Source organism: Peribacillus suis (assembly GCF_059384845.1).
Map to the genome: position 1 here is coordinate 3,543,165 of NZ_CM182019.1, position 20,310 is coordinate 3,563,474.

Consider the following 20,310-nt stretch of genomic DNA (forward strand, 5'->3'; position numbering starts at 1 on the left):
ATTCTCCTAGTTAGAATAATGTGTCGGCCAAGTTCTTCACAAATTCCCGCTCCCGTTCCTCATCAAGCTTATCCACGATTGAACGAAGAATCGCCCGCTTAGGTGGGATCAGTACACTTAAATCACACGCATCAAGCAGTGCCCGTATCGATGCTGCATCCTCAGCCACTTTCCCTTGATTCACGGCATGAATCAAATCACCCGATAGCTTGACGAACAGCTCAATGGTCCGTGCATCCTTCAGTTTCGTATTGGTTTCGATCAATTGCTTAAGCTGCTCTCCTTCAATATAGGGAACCTCAATCACGATGAACCGGTTTTTCAGCGCTTCATTCAACGGCACTGTACCGACATAGCCTTCATTGATGGCCGCAATCACATTGAAGTCCTCTTTTGCCGTGACGATTTCATTCGTAAATGGATTCGTGATCGTCCTTCTATAATCAAGCACCCCATTGATCAACGGCAACGTTTCAGGCTTCGCCATGTTGATTTCATCAATATAGAGGAAAGTTCCGTGATTCATCGCATTTGTCACGGGTCCCGGAACGAATTCAATCTCCTGTTTGCCCTCGTTAAAGGATAAAGTCTTGAAGCCCAACAAGCTCTCAGCATCCAAATCGACCGAACAGTTGACGCTGAACATCGGCTGGTTGAATAAATGGGATAACGTCTCCGCAAACTTCGTCTTCCCTGCCCCTGTGGGACCTTTTAACAAAATGTTTTTCCCCATGCTCAACGCTGAAATCGCATCGACCATCAAATCCATCTCGGGTGGCAAATATCCACCTTTGGAAATCAGCTCCTGAAATTGAACAGGTTTTTTCTTATTCATATGTAAAATATTCGCTATTTTTTCTGGCAACGTATTCATCACGATCTCACTCCACTCCTTTTTCCTCATTCTAAAGTTCTTTTCCAGTAAAGACAAACATCTGCATTTAATCAAAAAGGAGCCGTCAAAAAAGACAGCTCCTTTCATTCATAATCGTATCATTTCTAGCCTTACATTCTAATTCGTTACCGGTTGCCCTTTTATCAGGCTTACGATATAGCCGATTATCCCACCAACGATGGCAGGAATGACCCAACCTACCCCTACACTGAATAATGGCAGGTAGTCAGTCAAAAATTCAGTAACCGGGTTCTTTGGTATCCCGAAAGCAATGAGTCCATCATAAATCCCGAAAATCAAGGTAAGGAAAAGACTTCCCAAATACACTTCCGATCTCCCTTTGAAAAGGGGATGTAAAAATGTCAACGCGATGATGACGATGGCAACTGGATAGAGCGCCGTCAATACCGGCACCGTATACTCGATTAAGTTGCTTAGGCCGACATTGGCCACCGCTGCACTGAATGCAGAAAAAATGACCACATAGATTTTATAGGATACAGATGGCCACAACTTGTTAAAGTAAGTAGAACATGCCGTAATCAGGCCGATGCTCGTCGTTAAACAAGCAGCAATCACAATCAGGCCTAATAACACGGCACCTCCAGAACCGAAAAAGTGGTTCGATACTTGGGCAAGAACGTCTCCGCCATTCCCTAACTGGCCAAGCAATTCCACACTAGTTGCCCCTACATATGTTAATGACGTATAAACGATCATTAACAGGAAGGCTGCAATCAAACCGGCCTTAGTACAGAACTTCAGAATTTCCTTCTTGGAAGTGATGCCCCTATCCTTGATGGTATTGATCACAATGATACCAAAAGCAAAGGATGCCAGGGTATCCATTGTTAAATAGCCCTCTTTGAATCCTTTAAAGAATGAATTGTCAGAATAGTCTGCTATAGGAGCTTGAATGTCCCCCATTGGGTTTATGATCGCCACAATGATCAGGATGGCAATGAAAATTAATAATAATGGAGTTAATATTTTTCCGACTATATCCAAAACCTTTGAAGGATTAATAGATAAGAGACAAGCCACGCCAAAGTAGATGATCGTGAAGACTAGCAAAGGTAAAAAACCGACTCCATCTGGAAGGAATGGCTTGATTCCTATTTCATACGAGACGCTTCCCGTTCTTGGTAGAGCGAATAAAGGCCCGAGCGATAGATAAAGAACGATCGTGAATATCAAACCGAACAGTGGATGCGCCCGGCTTACAAGTGACTGCACATCGTTCTTACCTGAAATACCGAATGCCAGGATTCCGATAAAAGGCAACCCGACCCCGGTAAGGATGAATCCAAGGTTAGCCGACCATAAGTTGGTCCCGGAGGATTGTCCAAGCATGGCAGGAAAAATCAAATTACCTGCACCAAAAAATAAAGCGAAAAGCATTAAACCTGTAACCCATATAAAAGAAAGTGGTGCTTTCTGTGACATTATGAAACCTCCAATGTTCTCTTTCTCCTAATCATTAGATAAGAGAAGTGCCTGCGATTCAACGTACATGATTCGTACAACCCACAACACAACACTCCTAACTATAAAATGCAGTCGTTCGTTTGTCAAAAACTATTTTAGTAACTATTCCGAAAAATCATTTTAGTGTTTCTTATTATCTAAATAAAAATAGTTTTATGCATGATAGTAGGTCTTTCGACACAAGGAAAAAGAAAACAGATAACCAAAAGAAAAATAACGTTATTTCAGTAGCCTGTAATGTTTTTGTTTGGTTAACGAGAGCTGGCTTGAGACAATCGAGTAGGAGGAGGCGCCTAGCCTCCGACCTCTCACACCACCGTACGTACCGTTCGGTATACGGCGGTTCAGTTTAAGTCTGACGTAGTTTTGTATATCGTTCATATAAACTTTCTAACCCTTGATTGTGCCAATAAGCATTGTCGAGGGTTTTATGTAGAATAGGACTTTGGGTAATTCGCCAGTAACCCTTTCTACTATTCCCCCATTCATATGCTTTTCTAGAAGGTACACCAAGCCCTTTGAGTTTTCGTACTCTCGTCTTTGGGAGTTTCCACTGTTTCCAGAGGCACATTCTGAGCCTTCTTCGAATCCATGAATCTAATTTTCGCAATATACTTGGAGTATCAATGAGAGAAAAATAACCTACCCATCCTCTAAGGTACTGTTTTAACCTACCTATTTTGAGTTCCATGGGTATCGGGGATTTCCTCGAGGTCATTTCTCTGATTCGGTTCTTCACTCTCTTCACCGTTTGTTGTGCCAATCGAACCTTCGGGTTCTTCTTTGACCTTGTGTAACTAAAACCGAGAAATGTTCGATTCCAAGGACGATCTACCTTTGATTTCTCATAATTAACCTTTAGTTTTAGTTTACGTTCTATGAAGGAGGAAAGGTTACTCATGGCTCGATTTGCCGCTTTTCTTGTCTTTACGAAGACATTACAGTCATCCGCATACCTCACAAATCGAAGATTTCGCTTCTCCAGTTCTTTATCTAACTCATCTAACATGATATTAGATAATAAAGGACTTAAGGGTCCCCCTTGCGGAGTTCCCTCATTACTCTTATGGAATAGTCCGCCAATCATAATCCCTGATTGTAAGAATTTACGAATCAGTTTTAGAACTCGTTTATCTTCAATTTTCAGCTCAAGCTTTCCCATGAGTTTATCATGATTCACTTTATCGAAAAATTTCTCTAAGTCCATATCTACTACCCATGTATACCCTTCGGCTATATACGATTTCGCCTTTCGAACAGCCTGGTGGCCCTGTTTATTAGGGCGAAATCCGTAGCTATTCTCTGAAAAGGTGGAATCGTATATCTTGTTCAATATCTGGGCAATCGCTTGTTGAATGAAACGGTCAAGAACGGTCGGGATTCCCAATAACCGAACTCCGCCGTTTGGTTTCGGGATTTCGATACGACGGACGGGTTGCGGTTGATAAGTACCCTCTAGTAAGGATGTTTTCATGTTATGCCACGCTGTTACGAGGTGCGGTCTCAGGTTTTGAACCGGCATTCCATCGACTCCATGGCTTCCCTTATTTCTCTCTACACGCTTTAATGCCTGTATTAAGTTGTCCCTTTCTAGTACCTGTTCCATTAACATCATTGATATCCTTTCTACGTGGATAAATGGTCTATTTGTGCCTTTATCTGCTCCGCCCTTTTGAAGTTCCCCGTGTATTCACCACTTCTTCCTTCAAATAAGTTCCGTTTGGAATTGTTTGCTTCTTTGCAAGATAACGAACGCCTAGTATTTATCCTCCTTAATCTGTTCGGTCCTTCCTTATCTTCTCGAGTAGATAAGTACTATGACCTCTGCTGACTTCTGATGATTCAGCTGTCCATCACTGGACAGGTTGCCAAGTTTACTTGGTTGTCACCAGACCTCCCCGGGTAAGAGTGCAATCTTTCCCTCCACCTATCTGCTTCATTTACTCTGTACCACCTTCGGCAGTATGGACTTTGTTTTGTGCAGCAAACTCATCCAATGATACCTAGCCTTATATGAAGTTCGTGTTCCTCAGACCGGAGGTTTGCCGCTTGCTTCCTTCAGATTCCACGTCACCGTGGACACCCTTGCATTAAGCTAACCATTACTACTGCCTTCATGGTTCGGGACTCACACCCTATAGATTGCACCCATGCCGGGCACACTGCAAAAGCAGGGCCATCCATTCAGGATGGCCCTGCTCATTTCTTCCTATTATATAGATTTCAATGCTTTTTCAATCGGAGTTTCCCCTGCAATCAAGTCAAAAGAGCGGTTATAGGTATGTTCCTCGGTTAAGGCAGCCACAATTGTCTCGGCCACATCCTCACGTGGAATCGTGCCTCTTTCCAATTTCTCGGATGCCATCACCTGGCCTGTTCCCGGTTCGTTCACGAGACCGCCCGGCCGGATGATGGTATACGTTAAATCACTATGCAACAGTGCTCGATCGGCATAGTGTTTGGCCACATAATACGGTTTAATGGCTTCGCTCCAATTTTCCCGGTTGTTTGCCTGAAAAGCGCTGACCATGATAAACCGCTTCACCTGTAATTTTTCGGCGGCTTCGATTGTCTTGACTGCGCCATCAAGATCCACCAATAAGGTTTGGTCTGCTCCGGTGCTACCCCCGGAACCTGCTGCGAACACGACGGCGTCGCACCCTTTCGCCGCTTCTGAAATCTCTTCCACCGTCCCCGTCAAGCTGACGACCACGGATTCGACTCCGATTTCTTCAAAGGATTTCTTCTGTTCCTCTTTTCGAATCATGGCCCGGACACTATGTTCCTTGCTTTCTTTCAATAACGTAACTACTTTTTTCCCGATCTGCCCATTTGCTCCAACTACGAATACTTTCATATAAAATCAGCCCCCATACTGGATAATTGGTTTTCTCATCCAATTATTTCATGAACAGCGAACAACAGCAAACAATCCGCATAACGCCAGGATGAAAATGGAATTTCCTTGCAATGCGCTTGAGATATTTTATAATAAAGGAAATTCGATAAGGAGGTGTAATGATGGCAATGAAACGCGTTTTGCCACCTTCTGCAGCGTCTCATGCAAAGCCTGATAGTGGAGGCGATACTTTGCATGGGGTGGAAATGAAGTAAACGAACATCGCCCATCTTTTATCATTTCTATTAAACAGGCTTTGCCCCTTATTTCATTCGAAACAAAAAATAAGGAGCTGGCAGAAATGACGTATGTAAAAGCAACAACCGTTTTACCAGAGGCATTGATTCAGGAAATTCAAAAGTATGTGCAAGGGGAAACCATCTATATTCCCAAACCCGATCAAACGCATCATAAATGGGGAACACGTTCTGGATCCCGGAAATTGATTGATGAACGAAATGCCTCGATTAAATATGCCTTTAAAACCGGGACCGCTATCCATCAATTAGCAGAAGAACATTTTCTCTCAACGGAAACCATCAGGAAAATCGTTTATTCCAAATAGAGCTTATCTCGCAGCACTGATGAAAGAAATCAGTGCTATTTCTATGCCCAATTCGCTTCCTAAACATTTTCCACCTTTCTTTCAAAAAGCGGATTCTGTAAAATGAAAGCAACAGGAACATGAACAGGAGTGGGGAAATGAAACCCTTTATCAAAAGTGAACAATATAACTTCATCAAATTACAAACGCAGATACTGATAAATGGACACGCAACAGCCAACGATAAAGATGTCGTTCATACAGTCAAGTCCGTTGCAAAGGAAAGAGTGCTCGAATTATTCAATGAACTGGATGACGGGCAAAAGCAACTTCTGGACCCCATCGACACCATCAAGGACCCTGCCCATGCTGAAGCCTTTCTCTTGGAACTCAAACCCTATGTCATCCCTTTTAAAGACGTAACGGAACAAACGGTCAAGAAGTTATTTCCGAAAGCGAAGAAATTAAAGGCCCCCAAAATGGAGAACATCGATTTAAGAGAGATATCCTACTTGGGATGGGACGATAAGGGCTCTGGAAAGAAATTCATCATCGCCCCCTGGCAAAATAAGCTAGTTGGACTGCACGGGACATTCAAACCTTCTCATAAAAAAGGGATCTGCGCGATATGCAGCCGCTTTGAGGAAGTCGGGATGTTCCTGTCTGAAACAAAAGGAACCGTTCAGGGCACATTCATTAAAAAAGGGAACTATATTTGCAACGATAGCATGAAATGCAACCTGAATATTACCACATTGGATAAATTGGATGATTTCATTTCGCGGATCAAATAAATGATTAAGGCAACCCTTCGGTAGGAAGGATTGCCTTTTAACATTACGAACCTCTCGTATATTTCAGGGGAAGCAACTCACTGATTCTCGTTTTAACGGTTTCCCCGTCCACCTCTATGATCACAAAACAATCCCCAGCATAATCCGAGATCAGTTCCCGGCACATCCCACAAGGACTGACCATCTTTAACTCTCTATTGATTTCATCGGAATAGGGATGCTTCACAGCCACAATCGTATCAAACTCTTTTTCCCCTTCCGATAACGCTTTTCCAATCGCAACGGCTTCAGCACATACCGTGATACGCCCGACATATGCTTCCATATGTACGGCAGCTACAATTCGACCCGACTTTGTCTTCAACGCTGCCCCTACATGGTGCTTATCTTCCTCGTACAGCGCTTTGATCATTTCCCTTGCCGCTTCGATTACTGGATAATCGGACTCTTGTAAAGGATAGGTTTTCATAAAGCTTTCCCCTTTTTTAAAAAATAACTAAAACTATCCATCTTCTTTTCTACTGGATTGTAAATCTAAAAGAGTAGAGATTCTCAAAAAGAATCGCTAAAAACCATTAGATTTAGTTTTTAATTCAAATCATTTATGGTCAATTCCTTGCCTGGAGTAAAACTCACATACTCATAATCTTCTTCTCCGTTCACCATACTTCGATATCCCACCTCGGTAGTATCATAATCGATCGATTCGTCATTCAATAACTCCTGTATCATCTTGCACTGCTGTACCATCTGTTCTTTTGTTACATCGCCTTTTTCCATTTCCAGCATAATGTGAAGGGGCTTTGGCGTTTTCATCTGCGGCGTCCATTCCTCGGTAACTTTGTTGTATACTTCCACATCCGTATCCACAGAATCGACTTGCGGGATTTTTTTCTGGAGGAGCGTTAGAATATACTGTTCTGCCTCAGCACTTAGCTTTTCGGATGCGTCTTTCTCTATCTTGGATTCATGGATTGTATCACTATACACTTCATACGGTTCGATGCCGGAGACATAGAACCGATAGGTGGTTTCAACTGCTTTCGAACCCTTTACCACTACATGGAACTCATACGTTTCATCAGTCCATCCATACCCTACCGACCGCTTGATTTCGTAGTCCATGTCGGGATAAGTCTGTTCTAAAAATTCCTCAAGGCTCTCCTTAGCTTTATACTTACCAGTTTTATTTCCGCTCATTTGCATATAAGCGAACACTATGGCGGCAATTAATAAAATCGCAATCACACTGTATATCATTTTCTTTTTCATAATTAATGCTCCTCTCTTATTTTAAGAATGCAAAAGCCGATGATGATTCCGACAAAAGTTAACAGCAGGTGGCCAATTAAGGAAGTCAGTGCGATCAGAAGAGCTTCCGAAAAACTTTGAGCATAATACTCACCGAACCAATCCGTCATATATAACAGGCAATTCCATATGAAATTCGGTACACCCGCAAGCAGGACGGCAATGAGGACTGAGCGGTAGAACAGATATGTGACCGCACCTAAAATGGCGTAAGTCAGAATAAAGCCACTAGTGTCATTCATAATGGTCGTACTCATGGCCAATATAAAGGCAATGGCTACAAAGAAAATCTGTATTGTCGTCAATTTCAAGGTGATATTTCGAATCATTTTTTTAGAAGCACCGCCGGGTATTACTTCCGCGGGCAATGGAATCTGTGATTGTTCTGCTATCTGCCGACATTCTTGACAACTTTGCAAATGTTCCTCAACAAATCGTTGAGTTTCCTGTTGCAATAATTCCTCTTCGTATAAAGGTAGTAAATCTTGCGTCACCGAACATTTTGTGTTCATACATTCTCCTCCATTGTTTTTTGAATTCCCAATTTCAAGCGGTGAAAGGATACTCGCGCATAATTTTCGGATTTCCCGATTAATGCGCCAATATCTGCAAAACTCAGCTCCCCGTATATACGCAGTAGTACGATCTCCCTCTCTGAATCCTCCAACTTTGAAATATGATGCAAAAGACTTTTCGTATCCTCCTTAATTTCCGCCAGCTCTTCTAATGAATGGATTTCCGTTTCTGGCAGGATGGCAAGTTTTTGCATTAAGCCAAGCTCATATTTGTTTTTGCGGTAATACTTCTTCAATAGATTATTTGCAATCGAAAACATCCAAGTTGATAAGGTGGACTTGCCATTATATGATGCGATGTTTTTACACGCCTCATAAAAGGTATCGTGGCAAAGATCTTGGGCAGTCGCCTGATTTCCTGTCTTGGCATAAAAAAACGCATAAATTTTTGGGTGGATTTCTTCGTATTCTTCTTCAAGCTTCTTCATAACGCCCTCTCTCTCTTGCTTTTCCTAATATTAATACCTCGGTTACACGTTTCGTTACAACTTTTTAAAAAAAAACCATATTTTAGGTTCGTTTTTTTATTTTTGAGTAGATTAAATGACTATTTAAAACCTGTACATGAAGATTAAAGAAAAAAACAAAAAAAGAAGCGCTAGAAACAGCACTTCTTACAGTTTATCGACAAAAGAGGATCGCCTTTTTGATTTTACTTGATGATCATGCAAAGTGGATTGGAACGGAAGGTACGAGCTCCTGCGGGAAATGCGCGTCTTGGAAAGACACCGCAGGCGAAGCCGAGGAGGCTCCCCGACCGCCCGCGGAAAGCGAGTGCCTGAAGTGGAAATCACCGTGCACATTGTACAAACCATATATAAACAAACACATTTTTCATCAAGTGTGGCTACAGTCTAAAAGAAGTGTTAAAAACAGCACTTCTTACACCAACACTTCTGCACCCATCAAGTAGCTGTTCACTTCCCTCGCTACTTCACGGCCTTCATTGATGGCCCAGACGATCAGGCTTTGCCCTCTTCTCGCATCTCCGGCAGCGAAAACGCCTTCGACATTCGTTCTATAGTTGCCATAGGCGGCATCGATCTTTTGATTGACCGTGTCCACCCCGAATTGAGTGAGGAGCGGTTGCTCTGTTCCTTCGAATCCGATGGCAATGAAGACGAATTGGGCCGGCCATACTTTTTCCGTGCCCGGAATTTCTTTAAAGAGATAGATGCCATCTTCCCCTTTGATTTTTTCCATTTGAATCGTATGCAGTTCCTTTACGTTGCCTTGTTCATCGGCCACGATCTTTTTCGTTTGAATCGAGTATTGACGTGGATCGGAGCCAAATTTAGCTTCCGCTTCTTCGTACGCATACTCAAGTGAAAATACGTTTGGATAGGCTGGCCACATATTATCGGACGTACGGGAGGCCGGCAGGATTGGGTGTTTCCCGAATTGCACGACGCTGTTACATCCTTGGCGAAGGGCCGTCGCCACGCAATCGGCGCCTGTATCGCCGCCACCGATAACGATGACATCCTTACCTTTCGTATTTAAAAACTTGCCATCTTCGAAATTGGAGTCCAACAAGCTTTTCGTCGCCGTTGTTAAGTAATCCATCGCTAGGTGAATGCCTTTTGCTTCACGGCCTTCGATATCCAGTTCGCGTTGCTTCTGGGCACCTGTGCAGAGGATGACCGCATCGTATTGATCTTGCAGTTCTTCTTTTGTGATGTCTTTCCCGACTTCCGTATTCAGGACGAAATCGATGCCTTCTTGATTCAACAAGGTGATCCGGCGTGCGACGACATCTTTCTCCAGCTTCATGTTCGGGATTCCATATGTCAATAAACCGCCTGCACGGTCAGAACGCTCATACACCGTTACAGAATGACCTGCTTGGTTTAACTGGTCGGCACTCGCCAATCCAGCAGGACCTGAACCGATGATCGCAATTTTCTTACCCGTCCGAGTTTCCGGAATGCGAGGGGTGATCCAGCCATTTTCGAAGCCCTTGTCAATGATGGAGCGTTCGATGCTTTTGATGGCAACGGCCGGGTCATTAATCGCTACCGTACAAGACCCTTCACAAGGAGCCGGGCATACCCGTCCCGTGAACTCGGGGAAATTATTCGTCTTCATTAAACGCTCCAACGCTTCCTTCCATCTGCCACGGTACACTAAATCATTCCACTCAGGGATCAGATTGTTAATCGGACAACCCGTTGTGACCCGGTTCAATTCCATTCCCACATGACAGAAAGGGGTAGCACAGTCCATGCACCGTGCTCCCTGTCTGCTTAATTTTTCATCCGAGAACGAAGTGGAGTATTCCCTCCAGTCCCTTAACCTGGTTAGAGGATTCCGTTCACTTGGCTTTTCACGCGGATATTCCATAAATCCTGTTGCTTTTCCCATTTGACTCTCCCCTTCCTTACAGCATCACAGCTTGTTTCGTGGATTTTTTTCCTTGGATCGCATTGGCCTGAAATGCACTCATGAAAGCTTCTTCTTTCGAGAGGCCAGCTTGCTTTTGTTCCTCGATGCTATTCATCATCCGCTTGTAATCCTTCGGAATGACTTTAACGAACCTGTTCACAAGATCGTTCCAGTTCTCCAGCACATAGGAAGCTTTCGCACTCTCTGTATAATGCAGGTGGTTCGAGATCAATTCTTTTACTTCGTTAACATCTTTTATGTCATCTAGCGTTTCGAATTCGATCATTTCCGGGTTACACAAGGCTTTGAATGCTTCCACTTCATCTGCAAGTACATAAGCAATACCGCCTGACATACCGGCTGCAAAGTTTTTCCCGACATCCCCCAGAATCACGACACGTCCGCCTGTCATATACTCGCAACCATGGTCGCCAATTCCCTCGACGACGACATGGACGCCACTATTCCGGACCGCAAAACGCTCACCCGCACGTCCGTTGATGTAGGCTTCCCCACTTGTGGCACCATATAGGGCAATATTCCCGGCAATCACATTGTCGCCCGCTTCCATCTGATTTCCAGGTGGAGATGTGACGACCAATTTCCCTCCGGATAATCCTTTACCGATATAGTCATTGACATCACCTGTCAAATACATCGACATCCCCTTCGGTATGAAGGCACCGAAGCTTTGGCCGGCCGATCCCGTGAAGCGAAGGGTGATCGTATCTTCCGGCAGCCCTTCCTCGCCATAGCGTTTGGAAACTTCACTGCCGACGATCGTTCCAACCACGCGGTTCACGTTTGTGATTGGGAAACTAACATCCACTTGGGTTTGGTCCTCAAGGGCAGGCTGTACGGCCGGGAGGATTTCCCTGACATCCAAGGATTCCTCGATTTTATGGTTTTGCGGATGCTGGAACGTACGGATTCCTTTCGGTTGGAAAAGAAGGGTCGATAAGTCCAGGTGCTTCGTTTTCCAATGGGCCTTGGCCCGTTCACTCACCTCTAAAACATCCGTGCGTCCTACCATTTCGTCAACCGTCTTGAACCCTAGTTCAGCCATCGTTTCACGAACTTCCTCCGCAATGAAGCGCATGAAATTCACGACATGATCCGGATCTCCGGCAAATTTGCTCCGTAGCTCAGGGTTTTGTGTAGCTACACCTACTGGACATGTATCCAAGTGGCACGCACGCATCATCACACAACCAAGCACGACGAGTGGAGCGGTTGCGAAACCGAACTCTTCGGCACCAAGTATCGCCGCCATGACCACGTCACGGCCAGTCATCAGCTTTCCGTCCGTTTCAAGGACGACTCGACTACGTAGACCGTTCAGCATCAAGGTCTGATGGGCTTCGGCAAGACCAAGCTCCCACGGCAGTCCAGTATGCTTGATGCTCGTTTTAGGCGAGGCACCTGTTCCACCGTCATACCCGCTGATGACAATCACATCGGCAGCCCCTTTGGCGACACCCGCAGCAATCGTACCGACTCCCGCTTTCGATACCAGCTTGACGCTGATCCTAGCCTCACGATTGGCATTCTTCAAATCATGGATCAATTGCGCCAAATCTTCAATTGAATAAATATCATGATGTGGCGGTGGTGAAATCAGGCCGACGCCTGGCGTGGATCCACGCACTTCTGCCACCCAAGGGTATACCTTATTCCCAGGCAATTGCCCGCCTTCACCCGGTTTCGCTCCTTGTGCCATCTTAATTTGAAGCTCATCGGCATTCACGAGATAATGGCTTTTCACACCAAAACGACCGGATGCGATTTGCTTGATTCCACTGCGGCGGCTATCGCCGTTTTCATCGATTTCATACCGATTCGGATGTTCCCCGCCTTCTCCACTATTACTTTTTCCGCCTAAACGGTTCATCGCGATCGCCAATGTTTCATGGGCTTCCTGACTTAACGACCCAAATGACATGGCCCCTGTTTTGAAACGGCGCACGATGGATTCCACGGATTCCACTTCATCTATGGAGATACTTTGGTTCTTTTGATTGAATGAGAATAAATTCCGCAAAAATCCGAGGCGCTCTTCATTCGCCAACTGGGAATATTGCTTAAATAGGCTGTAATCACCTTTTCGGCACGCCCATTGCAGCGTATGAATCGTTTTCGGGTTGAACGCATGATGCTGACCATTTGCCCGATATTGAAAATCACTGCCCGCTTCAAGCGTCTGATTGGAAAGATCGGCGACGGCACGTTGGTGACGGATCCATGCTTCTTCCGCAATGGTCTCCAATTCAATCCCACTAAGCTGTGACGCTGTACCACTGAAATAGCGTTCAATCACATTCGCACTAATTCCGACCGCTTCGAAAATTTGGGCACCACGGTAACTTTGGACCGTGGAAATTCCCATCTTCGACATGATCTTGACGATGCCTTCCGTCACGGCTTTCACATATTTGCGAACCGTTTTCTCGTAGCTGATTGTTAGACTGCCGTCTGCGACTGCCTGCTTATACGTTTCAAAAGCAAGATACGGATAGATGGCATCCACCCCATATCCAATCAAAGCGGCGAAGTGATGGACTTCCCGTGCTTCTCCGGTTTCGACGATGATGCTGACCTTCGTCCGGTTCCCATGACGAATAAGCTCTTGGTGAAGGGCACTGGCCGCCAATAATGGAGGAATCGCAGCACGGTCTTCGGTCATATTTTTATCGGATAAAATCAGGAGGCTGGCGCCTTCCGTTATCGCCTGTTCCGCTTCCCGGCATATACGATCCAACTCAAGTTCCAAATCTTCAGAAAATAAAGTCTCGATGACCCTGCTTTTGAACTCCGGATAGGTATTTTCTTTTAGCTGCTTCATTTGTCCTGGCGTCAATACCGGTGTATCCAATTGAATGCGATGGCTGTTCCTTTCATTCGGGTTCAGTAAGTCGCCTTCTGCCCCCAGAAACGTCATCGTTGACGTAACTATTTGTTCACGCAGCGAATCGATTGGTGGGTTGGTCACCTGGGCAAAGGATTGCTTGAAGTAATTGAAAAGCGATTGCGGGCCATCCGCCAATACCGCCAACGGAATATCGTTCCCCATCGAGCCAAGTGGATCTTTTCCTTCCTTAATGACCGGCAACAAATATTTTTGCACGTCTTCATACGTATAGCCGAACGCTTTTTGACGGAAAACCAAATCGGATATTGGTTCCACATCGACCGGCTGTTCTTCGTCCGTCAACTGCACAATCTGTTCGTCCAGCCACTTTTGATACGGTAGTTCGTTTGCCATTTCGGATTTGATTTCTTCATCCGAGATGATGCGCCCTTCCTCTAAATCAAGCAGAAGCATCCTGCCTGGGCTTAAACGCTCTTTATATAATACATTTTCCGGCTCGACTTCGATTACGCCGACTTCCGAGGAGAAAATGATATAGTCATCTTTGGTCACATAATAACGGGCAGGTCGTAATCCATTACGGTCCAGGATCGCCCCGATTTGTTTCCCATTCGTGAACGAGATTGCCGTCGGACCATCCCAAGGCTCCATCAACATGCTGTGGTATTCGTAAAAGGCTTTCTTTTCCTTGGTCATATGCGGATTTTCCGTCCATGGTTCAGGAATCAGCATCATGGCGGCATGCGCCGGTTTTCGTCCTGCCAGCACGAAGAATTCAAGGGCATTATCCAAAATGGATGAGTCGCTTCCATCCGTATCCAAGATAGGAAGGACCTTTTGTAAATCATCCCCGAAAGCTTCCGAAACGAACTGCTGTTCACGCGCTTTCATCCAGTTGACATTGCCCCGAAGCGTATTGATCTCCCCATTATGGATCAAGTAGCGGTTTGGATGGGCCCGTTCCCAGCTAGGGAAGGTGTTGGTACTAAAGCGGGAATGCACTAAAGCGAAAGCGGACAAAAAATCTTCATGCTGCAAATCAAGATAAAAAGCATCGACTTGTTCCGGCGTCAGCAATCCCTTGTAAACGATCGTCGCGCTTGAAAGACTCGCAAAATAAAAACGGTTTCCCCGTTCCCTCGCCCAGTTTTCAGCCTGTTTCCTGATGATGAATAATTTGCGCTCAAAAGCCAAGTCTTCCGTAACGTCATCACTTGCCCCGATGAACACCTGTCGGATTGTCGGACATGTTTCCTTACCGACGTCCCCTAATTTCCCTGCATCCACAGGAACCGTTCTCCAGCCTAGAAGCGTTTGACCCTCTAGTTCGATTAATGAATTCAGACGAGTCTCAATTTCATTCCGTTCAGCATCATCGTTGGAAAAAAAGAGCATGCCCACACCATAGCGTCCCTTTGCCGGCAAATTCATTTCCGGGCAAGTCAGCTTGAAATACTTATCAGGAATTTGCACCATCAATCCTGCCCCATCCCCTGTTAGAGGATCGCTCCCTTGTCCCCCGCGGTGATCTAATTGGCACAGCATCTGCAGTCCTTGCTTGACGATATCATGTGTAGCTAGCCCCTTTAAATGAGCGTATAAACCGATCCCACATGCATCATGTTCAAATTCCGGACGGTAAAGACCTTGTGCTTTTGGTATTTGATTGTATGTCATACGTTTTCCCCCCTCTTATTTCTTACACCGTTATGTCACTTACATATTATTCTAGGTTTTCAAATCAATATAAACAATATATAATTAAGCCAAAATCTATCTCACTTTGAGATAGATGGAAGGAGATGAGTAAATGGAACTACGTCAATTGCGTTATTTCGTCGAGGTTGCGGAGAGGGAACACGTCTCTGAAGCCGCCGAACACCTACATATTGCCCAATCGGCCATCAGCCGCCAGATTGCTAGACTGGAAGAAGAACTCGGCGTCTTGTTATTCGAGAAAATCGGCCGGAACATTCAACTAACACCGATTGGACGAATATTTTTGGTTCATGCCAAAACGGCGATAAAGTCCATTGAATATGCCAAATATCAAATCGAGGAATTCCTGGATCCGGAACATGGGATGATCAAAATCGGGTTTCCGACAAGCCTCTCCACCTATTTATTGCCGACTGTCATTTCCGCTTTTAAAGATGAACAGCCGAACATCTCATTTCATTTGAAACAAGGCTCCTACTCCTACTTAATGGACGCCGTGAAAAACCGGGAAATCGGCTTGGCCTTCCTGGGACCGGTCCCTACAAAAGATCCCGATATCGACGGCCATATCTTATTCACCGAAAACGTGTCCGCCCTACTTCCCATCACCCATCCGCTGGCTGAAAGAAAGAGCCTGCGCCTAAGCGACCTGAGGAATGATCCTTTTGTGCTGTTCCCCAAAGGTTACGTCTTGAACACCCTGGCCATCGAGGCTTGTAAGCAGGCCGGCTTCACACCGAACATCGCTTCGGAAGGGGAAGACATGGATTCCATAAAAGGGCTTGTGTCCGCTGGAATCGGGGTCAGCCTCTTGCCTGACAGCACCTTCTATGAAATCGTGCCGAGGATGACCGTCAAGATTCCCATTGAAACGCCTTCTGTCAAACGGACAGTCGGTATCATCTCTCCAAGGAATCGAGAGCTTGCCCCATCAGAAAAGGTATTTTACGAGTTTGTTAAGAAATTCTTTGCAAGGCTGGAGCAATACCAATAATATTTTCTCAATAATGGGATAACTTCCGAAATGCCCACCTCTTGAATACTGTATCGAGACAATATGTTCAGGAGGTATTAACATGACACCCACACATTCACATCTTGCTTGGCATGAAACACTTGAGCTTCATGAATTGGTAGCATCACAGTCCAATGCCCTTATGAAGCTAAAAAAAGCCTATCCAGAAATAAAAGACCCGGTTTTAAAAACACACTACAAAAACATGATCCATTCGCTAACGCAAAACCTCATGGAGCTGTTGCAATTTTATCCGTTGACACCTGATGCCAATCGGGATGAGGAAGATCGCATGGGAGAAATACTGCAGGGGGATGAAATAAGAGATGATGCATCGGCAATGGCTGCCGGGGATTTACTCGGGCTGGCCAAATCCTCCATCAGAAATTATGCGACTGCCATAACTGAAACGGCCACCCCTTCCCTACGGAAGGTCTTTAAAAAGCAATTAAATGGGGCCATCGATAATCACGCAAGGATTTTCAACTATCTATATGAAAGAGATCTCTATCCAGCTTATGATTTCAACCAGCTTCTCCAAAACGACGTGAAGACGGCCAAAAAAGCTTTGTCCCAATTATGAACGAAAAAAGGTAAGTGGAAATCGATCCCACCGCTTACCTTTTTATCATGGGAACTATTTTCTATATGTGTTTTCCAACCATTTATAGTAGACCGATAGACCATGACAAAAAACGGCACATCCCTATTAGGGGAGTGCCGTTTCCGCTTCATGCGTTACTTTTTATATTTCTTGACAGTCACTTTCTTCGCTTTGCCTGTATTGCCCGCTTTATCTTTTGCTGTTACGGACAACGTCGATCCTGCTTTTTTCTTGCTGATTTTCACGGTGAATTTCCCTTTTTTATCAGCTTTGGCCGATCCTAGCTTCTTATCTTTGTACTTGACAGTAACGGTCGATCCCGCTTCCGCTTTACCGGTTACTTTTTTTGATTTGTCCGTTACTTTATCGACTTTTGGTGCACTTGGCGCCGTTTTATCCAACACAGTCACATTTTTCGCTTTACTTACCCGTTTCGCCGCGTCTGTAGCTGTGATGGAAAGTTTTGTGCCTGCTTTTTGTTTGCTGATTTTTACTTTGTAATTCCCTTTACTGTCTGTGTTGCCCTTGCCAATTACTTTTTTGGCGCTATTCTTGATGGAAATCGTGATTCCCGCCGTTGCTTTTCCCGTTACATACGTATCTTTGTCACTTACAGCCTTCACAGTAGGTGCTTTAGGAGCTTCCCCCTTCTTCACAAACACTTTAATGGAAGCCACCGCTGACTTAGTGGAATCAGAGATATTCACGCTAAGGCGTTGATCGGCCTTTTGAGCTGGAATGGCAACACTGAACGTACCTTTGGCTGAAGTCACTGCCGTTCCAATTGTCTTGCTTCCGTTTTTCACTTCCACTTTTGAACCTTTTATAGCCGTTCCTGTCAGTTTCGTTTGATTATCAAGGATGGGGTTCACTGCAGCTTTCAGATCCACTTTACTAAGGGCACTAAAGCCATTCAGCCTTCCGAACCCTGACACATAATCTCTGTCGACCGCTGGTGCTATCGGCTCTCCTTCCTCATCATAATCTTCATACATTCCTTCATTGTCTTCTTCCTTAAAGGCAATGTAATCGGTTGTTTCATGAAGGATGGTGCGTACGTCATTGGTTTTCAATCCCGGATTACCGGAAAGTAATAACGCGGTAACTGCTGCGACATGTGGCGTTGCCATCGATGTCCCATCCATAAACGTGACATTTCCGTTTGGCACAAGACTTGGAATCCCTGTTCCAGGTGCCACCAAATCAAGTGTCGGGCCAAAGTTGGAATAATCCGAAACGATATCATAGGCATTGGTTGCCCCGACGGATATCACATATTTAGAGGAAGCCGGGTAAGAAAGCATGCTGGCTTCATTCCCGCTTGCCGCAACGATCACGACGCCTTTGGATGCTGCATATTTCAGGGCGTGCTCGATGGTCCGGCTATAGGTACCGCCTAAACTTAAGTTAATGACCTTGGCTCCCTTATCTGCCGCATAAATGATTCCCGCTGCAATTTTTTCCGTGTCGCCTGCCCCTGAAGAATCAAGGACCTTGACAGGTAGGATTTTGGCCAATGGATTGATTCCCTCCATGGAATATCCATTATTCGACTGGGCAGCGATGATGCCTGAAACATGTGTACCATGTCCATTATCATCGATTGCGTCCACTTTTTGGTCGATGAAGTTCTTACCTTGGTCAATAAGGACTTTGCCTTTCAGGTCCGCTAGCGTATGATCGACACCTGTATCGATTACCGCAACCAATGTCTCTTTCAGATTGCGACTTTTTATAAGTTTCTGCAATTCATCATTATGAATGTCAGCGCCTTTTTTACTTACTTCACGCCCCTCATTGTTCAAGGACCATTGATATGGGGATTGAATGTCATTTGAAAGGGCTTTATACGGTTTAACCGGCTCGATATACTCTACATCCGAGAGGTTTTCAACCTGTGTAAGGGCTGCTGCACTCATCTTGCCCGTTCCCTTTAGCTCCACCACATATGTATCATCGAGGATGACATCTTGTTTTTTGAAGGTCGAGAACGTTCCATAGCTTTGTACCTTGGTTTGAACCGAAGTCAGTTTTTTACCCGGCTTCATCTTGACGATATACTTGCTCGTGATGCTTTTGGAAGCCGGTAGCTTATAACCCGCTTTGCTTGCAATATCGACAACACGCTCGCCTGCGAGATGGTTCATGCCGATTTTATCCGCAATGCCGTTCATTTCTTTTTTCAGTGAAGCGGGAACCGCATCGACCGTCACATCGAACAATTCTTTAATCGCCTGTTGCTGTTTGTTTGAAATGACGGCTGTACTGCTTTCCCCATTTTCATTAAGGTCTGCAATAAGAGGTTGAAGGATTACTAGATTGTTGTATACATCGTCTCGTTTACTCTTGCTTCCTGCCATATCAAGGACCAGGAATGGTCCGGCTTTATAGTACAAGGAAGATAGGGCGCGTCCTTCCTCTGACTTGGAAAGGACTCCGTCTCTGAACTTGCGAATTTCACTTAATAGGTTTTTACCCGTGGACTTTCCTACAGCACTTAACTCCACTGGACATGAATCCAATCCCAGTTCAGCAGAAGTTGCGGAAGGAGGCAATTTTACGGATTGTGCATGTATTTTGTAAGTCGTCTTATTCTCCGACTCGGGCAAGGATAGACCCTCTTCATCCACTTCACCGAAATACTCTATTTTCACATAATAGCTTCCTTCCCAACCGAACGGGAAGTCGATGACGGCCTTTTCTTCAGGACCACTAGTTGCCCGGTAGCTATCATACGTTTCATCTTTCTCCGCTTTTTCTAAAGTGGGATAGACTGAAATAGTAAGATAATCGTCCGATTCTACATCGAACTCAACATGGGAAAACTGACTCGTGTCATCTTTCGTTGGGGTGATCTGGAGCCAATGGGTCTCAGGCTTGTCAAAATTTCCTTCAACCGTTTCCCCACTTTTAATGGAAGTTGCTTGTGTGATTTTTGATGAATCTGTCGCAGCCTGGGATCTTTGCGGAATCAACATCCCAAAAACAAGTGAAAATATGAGTACACTTACCATAAACTGCCTTACTCTTTTAACGTTCAATAGTTACCCTCCTAAAATTGCTAAAAATGCTCTACTATACCAAATTATCACACTGTTAAATATTATCAACCATTTTTTTGGCAATAACCTTAGAATGCTAGACTCCAAGGAATAAACAGGCATTTGGCACTAATACGTATCTTTGATTCAAGATATTTTCCTTTTTATAAG

Annotated in this window: 15 protein-coding genes; 4 read left to right on the plus strand and 11 right to left on the minus strand. The window is 44.8% G+C overall.

The window, feature by feature from the left end; all coding sequences use genetic code 11:
* Positions 1-10: 10 nt before the first annotated feature.
* The 4 genes from AC503W_RS17325 to AC503W_RS17340 all read right to left on the minus strand — a co-directional run bounded on the left by AC503W_RS17325 (position 11) and on the right by AC503W_RS17340 (position 5,240).
* Positions 11-874: an ATP-binding protein gene (locus tag AC503W_RS17325; protein WP_427687771.1), complete on the minus strand. Its 864-nt coding sequence runs from the start codon at positions 872-874 to the stop codon at positions 11-13.
* Positions 875-1,012: 138 nt separating this feature from the next.
* Positions 1,013-2,341: a branched-chain amino acid transport system II carrier protein gene (gene brnQ / locus AC503W_RS17330; RefSeq protein WP_494915222.1), complete on the minus strand. Its 1,329-nt coding sequence runs from the start codon at positions 2,339-2,341 to the stop codon at positions 1,013-1,015.
* A gap of 391 nt (positions 2,342-2,732) precedes the next feature.
* The gene (gene ltrA, locus AC503W_RS17335) at positions 2,733-3,995 is read right to left on the minus strand and encodes a group II intron reverse transcriptase/maturase (RefSeq protein ID WP_494917251.1); all 1,263 of its coding nucleotides are present in this window, start codon (positions 3,993-3,995) and stop codon (positions 2,733-2,735) included.
* Between the two features lie 600 nt (positions 3,996-4,595).
* Positions 4,596-5,240 carry an SDR family oxidoreductase gene (locus AC503W_RS17340; protein ID WP_494915223.1) on the minus strand — a complete coding sequence of 215 codons (645 nt, stop codon included), beginning with the start codon at positions 5,238-5,240 and terminating at the stop codon, positions 4,596-4,598.
* Between the two features lie 343 nt (positions 5,241-5,583).
* On the opposite strand from AC503W_RS17340, the gene AC503W_RS17345 reads away from it, so the two are divergent.
* The gene (locus AC503W_RS17345) at positions 5,584-5,847 is read left to right on the plus strand and encodes a CD3324 family protein (RefSeq protein WP_494915225.1); all 264 of its coding nucleotides are present in this window, start codon (positions 5,584-5,586) and stop codon (positions 5,845-5,847) included.
* A 137-nt stretch (positions 5,848-5,984) separates the two neighbouring features.
* On the plus strand, positions 5,985-6,620 hold the full coding sequence (locus AC503W_RS17350) for a FusB/FusC family EF-G-binding protein (protein WP_494915227.1): 636 nt from the start codon (positions 5,985-5,987) through the stop codon (positions 6,618-6,620).
* Between the two features lie 43 nt (positions 6,621-6,663).
* Here the strand turns inward: AC503W_RS17350 and AC503W_RS17355 are convergent, their stop codons facing one another.
* The 6 genes from AC503W_RS17355 to gltB all read right to left on the minus strand — a co-directional run bounded on the left by AC503W_RS17355 (position 6,664) and on the right by gltB (position 15,437).
* On the minus strand, positions 6,664-7,089 hold the full coding sequence (locus AC503W_RS17355) for a cytidine deaminase (RefSeq protein WP_494915228.1): 426 nt from the start codon (positions 7,087-7,089) through the stop codon (positions 6,664-6,666).
* A 119-nt stretch (positions 7,090-7,208) separates the two neighbouring features.
* Complete coding sequence (locus tag AC503W_RS17360; protein ID WP_494915231.1) at positions 7,209-7,892, minus strand: YfjL-like protein; 684 nt, start codon at positions 7,890-7,892, stop codon at positions 7,209-7,211.
* 2 nt (positions 7,893-7,894) lie between these two features.
* On the minus strand, positions 7,895-8,443 hold the full coding sequence (locus AC503W_RS17365; RefSeq protein ID WP_494915235.1) for a zf-HC2 domain-containing protein: 549 nt from the start codon (positions 8,441-8,443) through the stop codon (positions 7,895-7,897).
* Positions 8,440-8,934: an RNA polymerase sigma factor gene (locus AC503W_RS17370; protein WP_494915237.1), complete on the minus strand. Its 495-nt coding sequence runs from the start codon at positions 8,932-8,934 to the stop codon at positions 8,440-8,442. The genes AC503W_RS17365 and AC503W_RS17370 overlap by 4 nt, the downstream gene beginning before the upstream one ends.
* A gap of 454 nt (positions 8,935-9,388) precedes the next feature.
* Positions 9,389-10,870 carry a glutamate synthase small subunit gene (gene gltD / locus AC503W_RS17375; RefSeq protein ID WP_494915241.1) on the minus strand — a complete coding sequence of 494 codons (1,482 nt, stop codon included), beginning with the start codon at positions 10,868-10,870 and terminating at the stop codon, positions 9,389-9,391.
* Between the two features lie 16 nt (positions 10,871-10,886).
* Positions 10,887-15,437, minus strand: a complete 4,551-nt coding sequence (gene gltB / locus AC503W_RS17380) for a glutamate synthase large subunit (protein ID WP_494915245.1) — start codon at positions 15,435-15,437, stop codon at positions 10,887-10,889.
* A gap of 133 nt (positions 15,438-15,570) precedes the next feature.
* On the opposite strand from gltB, the gene gltC reads away from it, so the two are divergent.
* Positions 15,571-16,473, plus strand: a complete 903-nt coding sequence (gene gltC / locus AC503W_RS17385; protein WP_494915247.1) for a glutamate biosynthesis transcriptional regulator GltC — start codon at positions 15,571-15,573, stop codon at positions 16,471-16,473.
* Positions 16,474-16,555: 82 nt separating this feature from the next.
* The gene (locus tag AC503W_RS17390) at positions 16,556-17,077 is read left to right on the plus strand and encodes a spore coat protein (RefSeq protein ID WP_494915249.1); all 522 of its coding nucleotides are present in this window, start codon (positions 16,556-16,558) and stop codon (positions 17,075-17,077) included.
* A 155-nt stretch (positions 17,078-17,232) separates the two neighbouring features.
* Here the strand turns inward: AC503W_RS17390 and AC503W_RS17395 are convergent, their stop codons facing one another.
* Positions 17,233-20,139 (minus strand): S8 family peptidase, encoded by a 2,907-nt coding sequence (locus tag AC503W_RS17395; protein WP_494915251.1) that lies wholly within the window; start codon positions 20,137-20,139, stop codon positions 17,233-17,235.
* Between the last annotated feature and the right edge of the window lie 171 nt (positions 20,140-20,310).

Coding starts and splice junctions, on each gene's coding strand:
- AC503W_RS17325 (WP_427687771.1), bottom strand. CDS start 874: ATGAATACGTTGCCAGAAAAAATAGCGAATATTTTACATATGAATAAG.
- brnQ (WP_494915222.1), bottom strand. CDS start 2,341: ATGTCACAGAAAGCACCACTTTCTTTTATATGGGTTACAGGTTTAATG.
- ltrA (WP_494917251.1), bottom strand. CDS start 3,995: ATGTTAATGGAACAGGTACTAGAAAGGGACAACTTAATACAGGCATTA.
- AC503W_RS17340 (WP_494915223.1), bottom strand. CDS start 5,240: ATGAAAGTATTCGTAGTTGGAGCAAATGGGCAGATCGGGAAAAAAGTA.
- AC503W_RS17345 (WP_494915225.1), top strand. CDS start 5,584: ATGACGTATGTAAAAGCAACAACCGTTTTACCAGAGGCATTGATTCAG.
- AC503W_RS17350 (WP_494915227.1), top strand. CDS start 5,985: ATGAAACCCTTTATCAAAAGTGAACAATATAACTTCATCAAATTACAA.
- AC503W_RS17355 (WP_494915228.1), bottom strand. CDS start 7,089: ATGAAAACCTATCCTTTACAAGAGTCCGATTATCCAGTAATCGAAGCG.
- AC503W_RS17360 (WP_494915231.1), bottom strand. CDS start 7,892: ATGAAAAAGAAAATGATATACAGTGTGATTGCGATTTTATTAATTGCC.
- AC503W_RS17365 (WP_494915235.1), bottom strand. CDS start 8,443: ATGAACACAAAATGTTCGGTGACGCAAGATTTACTACCTTTATACGAA.
- AC503W_RS17370 (WP_494915237.1), bottom strand. CDS start 8,934: ATGAAGAAGCTTGAAGAAGAATACGAAGAAATCCACCCAAAAATTTAT.
- gltD (WP_494915241.1), bottom strand. CDS start 10,870: ATGGGAAAAGCAACAGGATTTATGGAATATCCGCGTGAAAAGCCAAGT.
- gltB (WP_494915245.1), bottom strand. CDS start 15,437: ATGACATACAATCAAATACCAAAAGCACAAGGTCTTTACCGTCCGGAA.
- gltC (WP_494915247.1), top strand. CDS start 15,571: ATGGAACTACGTCAATTGCGTTATTTCGTCGAGGTTGCGGAGAGGGAA.
- AC503W_RS17390 (WP_494915249.1), top strand. CDS start 16,556: ATGACACCCACACATTCACATCTTGCTTGGCATGAAACACTTGAGCTT.